Below are 12894 nucleotides of genomic sequence, written 5' to 3'. Positions count from 1 at the left end.
GTTCTATCGCATTCAAACATGCATAGAACGCCCAGCTTTCGATTTGGGCCCGACAATCGCCGCCTCGACTTCGCATCGACCGGGACCCAGCAGGACGCCAGGAGAGACACTTGACCTACGATTCCGCCCTCGACACCGCCCTGCAACGCCTCCACGACGAAGGCCGCTACCGCACCTTCATCGACATCGAGCGCAAGAACGGCCAGTTCCCGCATGCGGTGTGGAGCAAGGAAGACGGCTCGGAAAAGGACATCACCGTCTGGTGCGGCAACGATTATCTCGGCATGGGCCAGCATCCGGTGGTCCTGGCCGCCATGCACGAGGCGCTGGACGCGACCGGCGCGGGTTCCGGCGGCACGCGCAACATCTCGGGCACCACGGTCTACCACAAGCGGCTCGAGGCCGAGCTGGCCGACCTGCACCAGAAAGAGGCCGCGCTGGTCTTCACCTCGGCCTATATCGCCAATGACGCGACGCTGTCGACGCTGCGCGCCATCTTCCCGGGCCTGATCATCTATTCGGATGTGCTGAACCACAATTCGATGATCGAGGGGATCCGCAAGAACGGCGGCGAAAAGCGCATCTTCCGCCACAACGACGTCGCGCATCTGCGTGAAATGCTTGAGGCCGACGATCCGGCGGCGCCGAAACTCATTGCCTTCGAATCGATCTATTCGATGGATGGCGATTTCGGCCCGATCGAGGCCTTCTGCGACCTGGCCGATGAATTCAACGCCCTGACCTACATCGACGAGGTGCACGCGGTCGGCATGTACGGCCCCCGCGGTGGTGGCGTGGCCGAGCGTGACGGGCTGATGGACCGTATCGACATCATCAACGGCACCATGGCCAAGGCCATTGGCGTGTTCGGCGGCTATATCGCCGCAAGCGCGAAAATGGTTGATGCCATAAGGTCTTACGCGCCGGGCTTCATCTTCACCACCTCGCTGCCGCCGACCGTGGCCGCGGGCTGCGCCGCCTCCATCGCCTTCCTCAAGACGGCCGAAGGTCAGGCCCTGCGCGACAAGCAGCAGCTTCATGCGCAGATCCTGAAGATGCGCCTCAAGGGGCTGGGCCTGCCGATCATCGACCACGGCAGCCACATCGTTCCCGTGCATGTCGGCCATCCGGTCCATTGCAAGCTGATTTCCGACATGCTGCTCGACCGGTACGGCGTCTACGTGCAGCCGATCAACTTCCCCACCGTGCCCCGCGGGACCGAGCGCCTGCGCTTCACCCCCTCGCCGGTGCACGATCCCAGGGAAATTGACCGCGTCGTCACCGCGATGGATCAACTCTGGGCACATTGTGCGCTGAATCGCGCCGAGCTCTCCGCCTGACAACGCCTTACGCTTCAATTGCTTTTCAGGATCTGCTAAACCTGAGATCAAGAGGTCGTTACGAAGCGACTCGGACCCCGTTCATCCCGACGCGGTCCGGGACTTCGGTAAAAGCGACCCGAGAAGAGCAGGCGGTTAAGGGACGGGGCAGATGATCTGGCGCAAGGAACAGCCTCCGGCGCAGCACGATGAAAGTCCACGCGGGTTCGATGATTTCGAACTCCGCCTGGGGGACGTCCTGCGCGGTGAGAGGGCAACACTCGGCAAGTCGCTTCTGGACGTGCAGCGCGAGCTGCATATCCGGGCGACCTATATTGCCGCCATCGAGAATGGCGATCTTCAGGCCTTCGAAACGCCGAGCTTCATTGCCGGGTTCGTGCGCTCCTATGCGCGCTATCTCGGCATGGAACCCGAATGGGTTTACGAGCGCTTCTGCCTCGAACATGGCTTTCAGGTCTCGCACGGGATGTCGGGTTTCGCGAATTCCGCGCCCCGCCAGCCGCGCCCCAAACTGGTCGAACAGCGCGGCGGCGCCCTGAGGGGCGTCGGCATCCTGCCCGATCCCGAGCCCTTCTGGCGCCGGATCGAACCCGGTGCGCTGGGGTCGGTGACCGTGCTGCTGGCGCTGATCCTGGGCCTTGGCTACGCTGGCTGGACCGTCCTGAAGGAAGTGCAGCGCGTGCAGGTCGCCCCGGCCGATGTGGTCCCCCATGTCGCCAGCGACATCAACCCGCTCGCGCCCGAGATGCGCCACAGCTCCGGCGCGCTGGCCGCGAACGAGACCGACCCGCTGTCGGGCGCAGGCGCCGCGCCGCTGCCCACCGTGACCGGCACCCAGACCGCGAATGACGAGGCCCCCTCGACCGGGGCCGAAGGCCGCGTGCGGATCGCCCGGGCACCGGCGCTTGACGTGCCGGTTCTGGTGCCGCGTGACGGGCCGATCGCCGCGATCGTGCCCAACACCGCGATGCCGGTCGTGACCCAGGCCAGCGCCGGGGCCTCGACCGATGCCGCGGTGATGGAGGCTCTGGCCGCCTCGACCGAGGCGACTGCCCCGCAGGTGGTCGGCGCCGGTCCCGATACGGTGGAACTGCTGGCCGTGCGCCCCTCGTGGCTGCGCGTCCGGGCCGCCGACGGCACGGTGATCTTCGAGCGGATCCTCGACGCGGGCGAGCGCTATACGATCCCGCAGACCGACCAGCCGCCGACCCTGCACGCAGGCAACTCGGGCTCGGTCTATTTCCTGATCAACGGTCAGGCGTATGGACCGGCCGCGCCGGGGGCGCAGGTGGTGCGCAACGTGGCGCTCGACGCGCAGGCGCTGCGCACGGATTTCCAGGTCGCCGATCTGGGCCGCGATCAGGACCTCGCCGTCTTCGTCGCCCAGCTGCAGCAGTAACGATCCCGACTTCCCTCCAAGGCCCGCGCCCCCCGCGCGGGCCTTGTGCGTTTGCCACATTGCCCTGCCCCGCCCGCTTGCTTATCTCAGGGGCAGCTCCGAACGAGGATCCCGTCCCATGTCGCTGAACCCGATCCGCCCCTGGCGCAACATCGAGCGCCGCAAGTCGCGCCAGATCATGGTGGGCCGCGTCCCCGTGGGGGGCGACGCGCCGATCTCGGTGCAGACCATGACCAATACCGACAGCTCGGACGTCAAGGCGACGCTGGCCCAGGTGATCGCCGCCGCCGAGGCCGGCGCCGATATCGTCCGCGTCTCGACCCCCGACGAATCCTCGACCCGGGCCCTGCGCGAGATTGTCCGCGAAAGCCCGGTGCCGATCGTCGCCGACATCCATTTCCACTACAAACGCGCCATCGAGGCCGCCGAAGCGGGCGCCGCCTGCCTGCGCATCAACCCCGGCAACATCGGCTCGGCCAACCGGGTGCGCGAGGTCATCAAGGCCGCCCGCGACCATGGCTGTTCCATCCGCATCGGTGTCAACGCGGGCTCGCTGGAAAAGCACCTCCTGGACAAATACGGCGAGCCCTGCCCCGATGCGATGGTGGAATCCGGCCTCGACCATATCCGCATCCTGCAGGACAACGATTTCCACGAGTTCAAGATCTCGGTCAAAGCCTCGGACGTGTTCCTCGCCGCCGCCGCCTATCAGCAATTGGCCGAGGCGACGGACGCCCCCATCCATCTGGGCATCACCGAGGCCGGCGGCTTCGTCTCGGGGACGGTGAAATCTGCGGTCGGGCTGGGCAACCTGCTCTGGGCCGGGATCGGCGACACGATCCGCGTCTCGCTGTCGGCGGATCCGGTGCAGGAGGTGAAGGTCGGCTACGAGATCCTGAAATCCCTGGGCCTCAGGACCCGCGGTGTGCAGATCATCTCCTGCCCCAGCTGCGCGCGTCAGGGCTTCGACGTCATCAAGACCGTCGAGATCCTGGAAGAACGCCTGTCCCACATCAAGACGCCGATGTCGCTGTCGATCATCGGCTGCGTGGTCAACGGCCCGGGCGAGGCGCTGATGACCGACATCGGCTTCACCGGCGGCGGTGCGGGCTCGGGCATGGTCTATATGGCCGGCAAGCAGGACCACAAACTCTCGAACGAGCGGATGGTCGACCATATCGTCGAGCTGGTCGAGAAGCGCGCGGCCGAGATCGACGCCGCCGCCAAGGCCAGCGAGCCCGCCGCCGGCTGACCCCGGCGCGGGCGCCGCAATACCGCCGCTGTTTCCCGTCAGGTCGCCAAAAAGAACGCCGCGAGAGGGAGGTCTCGCGGCGGGATCAGTGCCAGACGCAGGGAGGTGCGCCCGGAAACGGGAGTTGAAGATCAGGCATCGGCCCGGCCCTTCGATGACCGTGATACTCGTTGCACGCGCATCGAACCTTGATCTGGATCAAGTAAGCCGCGCTGAATTCTTTTCTCCTGTTATCCGGCGATTAACCGCGTTCCTTCAGGCTGTGCGCCAAGCAGAATGGAAACGCCATGACCCAGGAACTCGCGCCTTTTTCCTTCGATTCCTTCGCCGCCGCCGCGGCCGATCACCCCCCGGCGCATGCGCATGCCCCCTCGGGCCGCAAGATCCCGGCCCTGACCGGCAAGCAGAAGGCGGCGATCCTGGTCCGGCTGCTGATCGCCGAAGGGGCGGATGTCAAACTCTCCTCCCTCCCGGAAGAAATGCAGACCACCCTGACCGAAACCATCGCCCAGATGCGGCTGGTCGACCGCGACACGCTCAGCGCCGTGGTCGGCGAATTCGTGGAGACGCTGGAACAGGTCGGGCTCAGCTTCGCCGGTGGCCTCGGCGGCGCGCTGAAGGCGCTGGACGGCAAGCTCAGCCCCGGCGCCAGTTCCCGGCTGCGGCAGAAGGCGCGCGACGGCATCGACCCCTGGGAACGCATCGCCCAGACCGACTCGGCTACGCTGCTGACGGTGCTGGAACCCGAAAGCGCCGAGGTGGCGGCAGTGGTCCTGTCCAAGCTCTCGGTCACCAAGGCGGCGGAATTGCTGGGCAAGATGCCGGGCGAAAGGGCGCGGCGCGTGGCCTATGGCGTCTCGCTGACCGAAGGGATCGCCCCCGACATGGTGTCGCGCATCGGCACCTCCATCGCGCGGGAGATCGACGGCAGGCCGTCGCGCGCCTTTCCCGCCGCCCCCGCCGCGCGGGTCGGCGCCATGCTCAATTCGACCTCCGCCATGGTCCGCGACACGCTGCTCACCGGGCTGGAGGAGGACGACCGCGATTTCGCCGAAGGGGTGCGCAAGGCGATCTTCACCTTCGCCAATATCCCCGACCGGGTGAACCCGCGCGACGTGCCGAAGATCCTGCGCGAGGTGTCGCAGGCCGATCTGATCGTCGCCCTCGCCGCCACCCTGCCCGCGCCGGACAGCACCGACGGGCAGGCCGCGACCTTCCTTCTGTCCAACATGTCCCAGCGCATGGCCGCGACGCTCCGGGACGAGGCCGAATCGCGCGGCCGCATCAAGCCGAAAGAGGCCGAAGTCGCGCTTTCCGCCGTCGTCACCGCCGTCCGCAACCTGGTCGAGGCCGGCGAAATCACCCTGCGCAGCGACGAGGACGAATGAGGCAGGCGGCCTGCCCGGCCAGCGTTCACTGAGGATCTGCGCGACCAGCGTTTGTCAGGGGTGGTGCGTTCCCCGGCGGCCCCGGTGATACGCGGCCCCTTGCAGCCCCCGGGCGCCTGCTGTCGTCAGCGGAATGCTTCGGCCGGACGTTCCAAGGCGGTGCAGCCGTCCGCGGCCCGGTCGGGGAACAGCGCCTCAACCAGCCTCGCCCCGGCCGTCACCGCAACCCGGCCTCACGCCACCTGCCCCGCCGCCCAGCCCGACGACCAGGCCCATTGGAAATTGTACCCGCCCAGCCAGCCGGTCACATCGACCACCTCGCCCACGAAATAGAGCCCCGGCACCGCCCGCGCCCCCATCGTCCGCGACTCAAGCGCCGCCGTATCCACCCCGCCCAGCGTCACCTCGGCGGTCCGCCAGCCCTCGGTCCCCGCGGGCGTCAGCTGCCAGCGGTGCAGCGCCTCGCCCAGCGAGGCCAGCGCCGCCTTGGATTGCACCGCCAGCTTGCCGGACAGACCGGCCCGCGCCACGACCGACCGCGCCAGCCCCTCGGGCAGATCCAGCGCATTGGCCAGCTCCCGCGCGCCCCGCTCGGCCCGCGCCGCGGCGGCCTCGGCCGCGATGTCGCGCCCTGCCGCCAGATCGACGGTGATCGCCTGACCCTCGCGCCAATAGCTCGAAATCTGCAGGATCGACGGCCCCGAAAGCCCCCGATGGGTAAAGAGCAATCCCTCGTCAAAGCTGACTCGGCTGCCCGCCAGCCCGACCCGCGCCTGCACCGCCAGTCCGGCCAGCGCCTTCATCCCGTCAAGCTGCGCATCGGTGAAGGTCAGCGGCACCAGCCCCGGCCGCGGTTCGATCACCGGCAGGCCGAAGCTGCGGGCGATGTCGTAGCCCAGCCCCGTCGCGCCCATCTTGGGGATCGACTTGCCGCCCGTCGCCACCACCAGCGCGGCCGATCTCAGCGGCCCCTCGGCGGTCGTCACCACGTATCCTGGCGCCACCCCCTGGACCGAGACACCCAGGCGCAGTTCCCCCCCGGCCTCGGTCAGGTCGCGCACCAGCAGATCAACGATCTGCCGGGCCGAGCCGTCGCAGAAGAGTTGCCCCAACGTCTTTTCATGCCAGGCGATTCCCGCCTTGTCGACGCGGGCGATGAAATCATGCTGGGTGAAGCGCCTGAGCGCTGACAGGGCGAATCGGGGATTGGCCGACAGGAATCGCTCGGGCGCGATCTGCAGGTTGGTGAAATTGCACCGCCCCCCGCCCGAGATGCGGATCTTCTCGCCCGGCGCCTTGGCATGGTCCAGCACCAGCACCCGGCGGCCCCGCCGCGCGGCCTCGATCCCCGCCATCAGCCCGGCCGCCCCGGCGCCCAGTACGATCACATCCCACATCGCCGACCCTCCGCTGTCCGGCCCCTCTATCGCGCCCGCCGCGCCGCGCAAAGCGCCGATCGTCACGAACCGCCTGCCGGGGCTCGGAGGGGGGCGGTGAGGAATCGCCGGAATCCCGTGTTGCCAAGGACTTGCATGACAATCTGTCGGGACGTGAAGGTTTTTTTCGATCCCCCCCTTGCGGGTCGAAAACCCATTGGATAAACACCGCCGCAGTTGGGGCGTGGCCAAGTGGTAAGGCAACGGTTTTTGGTACCGTGTACCGTAGGTTCGAATCCTACCGCCCCAGCCATCTCAGTATTTTCTCCCGATGCTCCGCGATGCGCGGAAGTGGACCGAACTGCTGTGGTTTGAAGACCGATGCAGAACCCGACTCCGGTTGTCCATTCCTGCGCCGGGATCCGCTGGTTCGCTCAATTCACGCGGGAATGGCCAATTCGGCGGCGCACTCCAAGGCCTGTTCCCGATTATGATGGGGTGTGTCGGTCGGGCCAAATGGAGTTCGACCTGGCTGCAGACGGACCAGTGACGCATCATCGAAAGTGTCAGGCACCCCGGCGACTCGTTGCCCTTTCGCTTCTGGGCGGGGATCAAAGGCGACATGATCGTGGCTTGAAAGCCTGCGACGCCCAGCCTGACATTCGCGCGGCCAGAGTTCGCGGCAGGATCCGCGCGGCGTCGCACGAGGACCTGATGCACGAGACAGGGCCCATGGCCCCGTCCCTGCCAGCCGCGCGTGCGTCGGCTGCGTCGCACGGAAACCCCCATTTCCCACCCCAGGGATTGCAGGGACCCGCCTGTTCCCGAGGGACGGGGCGACGGCCCTTCCTGCCGCTCTCAGCGCCTGTGGGAGGATACCCGGCATAGCCGGCAGGCGATGGTCAAGTGCGCCCCGCCCGAGATCAGGCCGCAGCGCGACGGCCGGCACGTGATGGCGCGCCGGACCTGGTCGGGACCTCGGCCGCAATGCTGGCGCGCAGCGCGGTCCCGTCCAGCCGGAAGTCGCGCAAGAGATCTGCGAGCGCGCTCGAGCGCTGGCGCAATTCGTGGATGGCAACCGTCGTCTGCTGCACCATCGCGGCATTCTGCTGGGTCACGGTGTCGAGCTGGCTGACGCCGACGTTGATCTCGGTCACGCTATGCGCCTGATCGTCGGCGGCCTGTGCGACCTCGGTCATCAGCACGGCGATATCATCCACCTGCCCCGAGAATTGCGACAAGGCCTCGCCCGAGCGGCGCACCAGTTCGACCCCGTGGTCAACCTGCTGCGTGCTGCCGCTGACCAGTTCCTTGATCTCGCGCGCGGCATCCGACGAGCGTTGCGCCAGCGCCCGCACCTCGGTGGCGACGACAGCAAAGCCCCTTCCCGATTCGCCGGCGCGGGCGGCCTCGACCCCGGCGTTCAGCGCCAGAAGATTGGTCTGGAAGGAGATATCGTCGATCAGGGTGATGATCTGGGCGATCTGCGACGAACGGTTCTGGATCGCCGCCATCGCCTCGATCGCCTCGCGGACGATGGGTTCGCTGATCTGCGCCTGTTCCTGGGCGCCACGGGCGATCCGTTCGGCCTTGCGGGCATTGCTTGCCGTCTCGGTCACCCGGGCGCTGATCTGTTGCAGCGCCGCGGCGGTTTCCTCCAGCGTGGCGGCCTGGGTTTCGGTCCGCTGCGACAGGTTGTCGGCCGAGCCCGCCATTTCGTCGCTGCCCTCGCGGATCTGACCGGCCGAAAGAATCACCGAGCTGAGCGTCTGCTGGAGCGCCGCCACGGTGTCGTTGTAATCAGCGCGCAGCGGCTCGTAGCGGTCATCGAAGGCGGTGTCGATGACGGTCGTCAGGTCGCGCCGGGACAGGGCGTTCAGACCGTCGCGCAGCGCGGCCACCACGCGGATCTGCATCTCGCGGTCGCGGTCGCGCGCCTCTTCATCGTCACGGGCGATCCGCAACCGGTCACGCAAGTCCGAGACATGGCGGGCGAAATCGCCGATTTCGTCATGGCGATCGAGGGCGGCGATCGGCTGGTCGTAGCGGCCCTGCGCCAGATCCTCGAGCGAGTTGGCCAGCTGCTGCATGGGCCGCGAGATCATCCGGCGGACGATGACGATGGCAATGGCCATCATCACGGCCAGGATGACGACGGCGGTCAGCATATTGGCCAAATCGCCGACATGGGCCCGTTTCAGGGCATGGGCGGTATCCCAGCGGGTGGCAACCCCGCCGACGCGCGTGTCGGGCGTGCCGGCCCCGACCGGGCCGACCGAATCGAAGCCCGCGCCATGATCGATCAGGCGGGGCTCCCCGGCGGCGGCGGCGGCCTGGCGCAGGGTCTCGATGGCCCCGGGATCACTGGTGCCGGTCGAGGCCAGGACGCGGCCATCCGCCCCGGTGACGACGACGGCGGTCACATCACCGTCGCTCATCGCCACCAGTTCTTCGATCAGGGGCATGATGCGCGGGGCGTCGCCGAAGCGGACCGCGTTCAGCGCCCTTGCGGCGAAGCCGTTGATCGAGGCCGCGGCTTCGTCCTGCAGGGCGGCGGTGGCCAGGCGATCCGTCTCGCGCATGGCGAAGAAGATATTGGCGCTGACCACCACGGCCGTGGCCATGAACACGAGCCCCGTGACCTTGACGAAGAGCGAGGCACGCAGGGCGGGCCAGCGGGGGCGGAGACGTCCGGAAAGCCAGACCATGGCGAAACCTCCTGGGATGGCGTTACTGAATCAGTTCGGCGTCCACACCGACCGTCATGGCGCCGACCATCTCGCCATTGGCCGGATCGACCACCGGGAACGAGATCTGGCCCTGATAGCGCCCGGTAGATTCGTCGAATTCGACCTCGCCGATATGCACCGAACCGGGGCCGTGGCCGTAGGTCTCGCTGAACTTCGCCTCATCGCCCTGCCACATGTCCGAGGTGATGCCGGTCACGGCCACGTTCAGACCGGCCCCGTCCATCAAGATGACCTCGGTGATGCGGCCGCCCGAGGACTCGACCTGGCCGCGCAGGAAATCGGCGGCGGGATTATGCAGGACCGGGGTGATGGTCGGCTGGTTGGCATTGCCGATCTCGGCCTGCCAGCTGCGGTCGAGCGCGGCGACCTGATCGGCGGAATAGACACTGGTGGTGGCATTCTGCGCCCGGATCGCGCCGATAAGCACCGGATCGGTCGACCAGCCGGTCAGGCTGGATTCATAATAATTCTGCAGGGCCTGGTGGAAATCCTGGGCCGCAGCGGGCAAAGCCCAGGTGACCGCGGCAAGCGCGAGCGCGAAACGTCTCATACCGATACTCCTCAACGGGTCCGCCACCGGGCGGCCTGACCCACAAGGTAGAATCGAAGATTTGACGGCCCGTTAATGCGCGCCCTGCTCCGCTCTGGCGTCGTCCAGCACGATCACGTCGGAAGCGGCGATGCTGACCTCGGTCTGCGAGCCCAGCGGCGGCGGCGGGGTTTCGGGGCGGTTGAAGGTGTCCAGCGACAGGCTGGTGCCGCCGGTCTCGACCCGGATGCGGATGACGGAGCCGAGGAAATGCACCTCGGTCACGCGGGCGGGCAGCACGATATCGCCCCGGCCACCGCCCAGATGCAGCGCCTCGGGCCGGAGCGCCAGCGTGATCGCGGCGCCGGCCGGACGCTCGATGGGCCGGCCCAGCGTGACCTCGCCCTCAGCGAGCGAGACGCGCCCGGTTGCCGGGTCCTGAAGCACCCCCTCCAGCATGCTCAGCGTGCCGACGAAATTGGCGACGAAGCGGGTGCGGGGCCGGTTGTAGATCTCCAGCGGGCGGCCGGTCTGTTCGGCGATGCCGCCGTTCATCACCACGATCCGGTCCGAGATCGACAGCGCCTCCTCCTGGTCGTGGGTCACGAAAATGGTCGTAATGCCAAGGCGTTGCTGAATTTCGCGGATCTCCGTGCGCAGGCTGACGCGGATCTTGGCATCGAGCGCCGACAGCGGCTCGTCCAGGAGCAGCACCTGCGGCCGGGGCGCCAGCGCCCGGGCCAGCGCGACGCGCTGCTGCTGCCCGCCCGACAGCTGGAACGGATAGCGCGCGCCCAGATCGGGCAGGCCGATCAGCGCCAGCATCTCGGCCACGCGCTCACCCGCCTCGGCCTTGGCGACGCCCGCCACCTTCAGGCCGAAGCCCACATTCTCGGCCACCGTCAGGTTGGGAAACAGCGCATAGGCCTGAAACACCATGCCGATGCTGCGCTGGTTGGGTTTCAGCCCGGTGATGTCCCGCCCGTCAACGGTGATCGCGCCGCTGTCCGGGCGCTCGAACCCCGCGACCATGCGCAACACGGTGGTCTTGCCGCAGCCCGAGGGCCCGAGGAACGAGACGAACTCGCCCTTGTCGATGCCGAGGTTGAAGTCCTTCACCACGCGCATCGCGCCGAAGGCTTTTTCCAGATGGGAAAGGTCGAGGAAGGCCATCAGCGCGCCACCCTGTTGTGTTTCGAGAATCGGGTGACGAGCTGGATCAGCCCCATGCAGGCCCAGGTGATGGCGAAGGCGATGACCGCCAGCGCCGCGGGCTCGTAGGCGCGGTTGGCGCCCAGTAGCTGCATGTAGGGGCCGAAGGCCGGGCGGTCCAGCAGCGCCGCCATGGTGAATTCGCCGATCACGATGGCGAAGGTGAGGAAGGCGCCGGACAGGACCGCGCCCAGCACATTGGGCAGAATGACGCGGGCCAGGATCGTGACCCAGCCGGCGCCCAGCGACTGCGCGGCCTCGGTCAGGGTGGCCACGTCGATGGTACGGAGCCCGGTGTCGACGGCGCGGTACATATAGGGCAGCGCCAGCACCGTGTAGCCGAACATCAGCAGCATGTTGGTGCCGGTGACCGAGCCGGTGAGCGGCAGCCAGCTGGAGGTGTTGTAAAGCCGGATATAGCCGAAGACGACCACGATCGAGGGGATGACCAGCGGCAGGAGCGTGATGAACTCGACCCAGGGCCTGAGGCCCGGCAGTTTCAGCCGCACCCAGAAGGCCGTCGGCACCACCAGCAGCACGCCGCAGAGGATGGTCAGCACCGCCATCAGCACCGAATAGCCGAAGGTCGCCTGAAAGCGGGGGTCCCCCAGCACCGTGACATAGGCGTCGAAGGAATATTCCCCCCGGCGCATCTTCAGCGAGAATTCGGTCATGCCGTAGAGCGGCATGAGGAAGAAGGCGACACCGATCAGCAGCGCGCCCCAGGACCAGAGCCGGGTCATTTCAGCCACCTCTCGGAGCGGGCGCGCAGCACGATATAGAGCGCATTGGCCAGCCCGGTGATGACGATCATGCCGAAGGCCAGCGCATAGCCGAGGTTGGGCGAGCCCAGCACGTCGCCCCGGATCTGCGCATAAAGCAGGATCGGCGCGATGTTCAGGGACGGACCCGTGAGCGCGATGGCGGTGGCGACGGCGCCGAAGGCATTGGCGAAGAGCAGCGCCATGGTACCGAGGATCGAGGGGAACAGGATCGGAAAGGCCACCATGCGCCAGTACTGGAAGCTGGTGGCGCCCAGGATCGAGGCCGCCTCTTTCCACTCGCGCTTGAGCCCCTCCAGCGCCGGGGTGATGATCAGGATCATCAGCGGGATCTGGAAGAACAGGTAGGTGATGACCAGCCCCAGCGTGCTCAGCAGGTTGAAGCCCATGAGCCGCAGGTTGATGCCGAATTCGTGCCGCAGATAGAGGGTGATGATCCCCGCCGGGCCGATGGTGGCGATGAAGGCGAAAGCGAGCGGTACGCCCGCGAAATTGGAGGCGACGCCCGAAAAGGTCAGCAGCGGGTTCTTCACCCAGCCCGGCCCGGCGCCCACGGTGACGGCGGCGGCCATGGCGAAACCCACCGCGCAGCCGATCAGCGAGGACCAGAAGGCGATCTTGATCGACACCCAATAGGCGGACAGGATCGTCGGCGTGTTCAGCGCCAGAATATTGCCGAAGGTGAAGCCGCCCTCGGGCGTGCGGAAGGCGCCGACGACGATGTAGAGCGTCGGCAGCAGCAGGAACAGGCCGACAAAGACGAAGAACGGGACGACGCCCAGCCAGGTGAGCGGCAGGTTGATCCTTGCGCGCGGTAGCGCCATGGGCTTCTCCCCGGGGGATCGGGGGACCGGCTGCGGGCCGGA

Annotated in this window: 10 protein-coding genes and 1 tRNA gene; 5 read left to right on the top strand and 6 right to left on the bottom strand. The window is 67.4% G+C overall.

All coding sequences use genetic code 11. From position 1 onward, the window contains the following. The first annotated feature begins 110 nt into the window (after positions 1-110). The 4 genes from hemA (at position 111) to DDE23_RS05990 (ending at position 5379) form a co-directional block, all read left to right on the top strand. Entirely contained in the window at positions 111-1340 is a 1230-nt protein-coding gene (hemA, locus tag DDE23_RS06005; protein WP_107750507.1) for a 5-aminolevulinate synthase, read from the top strand. 151 nt (positions 1341-1491) lie between these two features. Continuing rightward, positions 1492-2739, top strand: a complete 1248-nt coding sequence (locus DDE23_RS06000; protein ID WP_107750508.1) for a helix-turn-helix domain-containing protein — start codon at positions 1492-1494, stop codon at positions 2737-2739. Between the two features lie 118 nt (positions 2740-2857). Next, positions 2858-3991, top strand: a complete 1134-nt coding sequence (gene ispG, locus DDE23_RS05995; RefSeq protein WP_107750509.1) for a flavodoxin-dependent (E)-4-hydroxy-3-methylbut-2-enyl-diphosphate synthase — start codon at positions 2858-2860, stop codon at positions 3989-3991. Between the two features lie 287 nt (positions 3992-4278). After that, positions 4279-5379, top strand: coding sequence for a flagellar motor switch protein FliG (locus DDE23_RS05990; protein WP_107750510.1), 1101 nt, complete (start codon positions 4279-4281; stop codon positions 5377-5379). Positions 5380-5612: 233 nt separating this feature from the next. On the opposite strand, the gene DDE23_RS05985 is transcribed toward DDE23_RS05990, so the two are convergent. Further along, positions 5613-6776, bottom strand: a complete 1164-nt coding sequence (locus tag DDE23_RS05985; RefSeq protein WP_107750511.1) for a BaiN/RdsA family NAD(P)/FAD-dependent oxidoreductase — start codon at positions 6774-6776, stop codon at positions 5613-5615. A 217-nt stretch (positions 6777-6993) separates the two neighbouring features. On the opposite strand from DDE23_RS05985, the gene DDE23_RS05980 reads away from it, so the two are divergent. Further along, positions 6994-7068: transfer RNA gene (locus tag DDE23_RS05980), tRNA-Gln, on the top strand. Between the two features lie 610 nt (positions 7069-7678). On the opposite strand, the gene DDE23_RS05975 is transcribed toward DDE23_RS05980, so the two are convergent. The 5 genes from DDE23_RS05975 to DDE23_RS05955 all read right to left on the bottom strand — a co-directional run bounded on the left by DDE23_RS05975 (position 7679) and on the right by DDE23_RS05955 (position 12852). After that, positions 7679-9463: a methyl-accepting chemotaxis protein gene (locus DDE23_RS05975; protein ID WP_107750512.1), complete on the bottom strand. Its 1785-nt coding sequence runs from the start codon at positions 9461-9463 to the stop codon at positions 7679-7681. 22 nt (positions 9464-9485) lie between these two features. After that, positions 9486-10055, bottom strand: a complete 570-nt coding sequence (locus DDE23_RS05970; RefSeq protein WP_107750513.1) for a hypothetical protein — start codon at positions 10053-10055, stop codon at positions 9486-9488. A gap of 72 nt (positions 10056-10127) precedes the next feature. After that, positions 10128-11207 (bottom strand): ABC transporter ATP-binding protein, encoded by a 1080-nt coding sequence (locus DDE23_RS05965; protein WP_107750514.1) that lies wholly within the window; start codon positions 11205-11207, stop codon positions 10128-10130. Continuing rightward, complete coding sequence (locus DDE23_RS05960) at positions 11207-11989, bottom strand: ABC transporter permease (RefSeq protein ID WP_107750515.1); 783 nt, start codon at positions 11987-11989, stop codon at positions 11207-11209. The genes DDE23_RS05965 and DDE23_RS05960 overlap by 1 nt, the downstream gene beginning before the upstream one ends. Further along, on the bottom strand, positions 11986-12852 hold the full coding sequence (locus DDE23_RS05955) for an ABC transporter permease (protein WP_107750516.1): 867 nt from the start codon (positions 12850-12852) through the stop codon (positions 11986-11988). Before DDE23_RS05955 ends, DDE23_RS05960 begins: the two co-directional genes overlap by 4 nt. Between the last annotated feature and the right edge of the window lie 42 nt (positions 12853-12894).

Origin of the sequence: Pararhodobacter aggregans, from assembly GCF_003075525.1 — a bacterium.
Classification (GTDB): Bacteria; Pseudomonadota; Alphaproteobacteria; order Rhodobacterales; family Rhodobacteraceae; genus Pararhodobacter; species Pararhodobacter aggregans.
The sequence above is the reverse complement of the archived record's forward strand: the minus strand, read 5'-3'. Positions and strand labels throughout refer to the sequence as shown.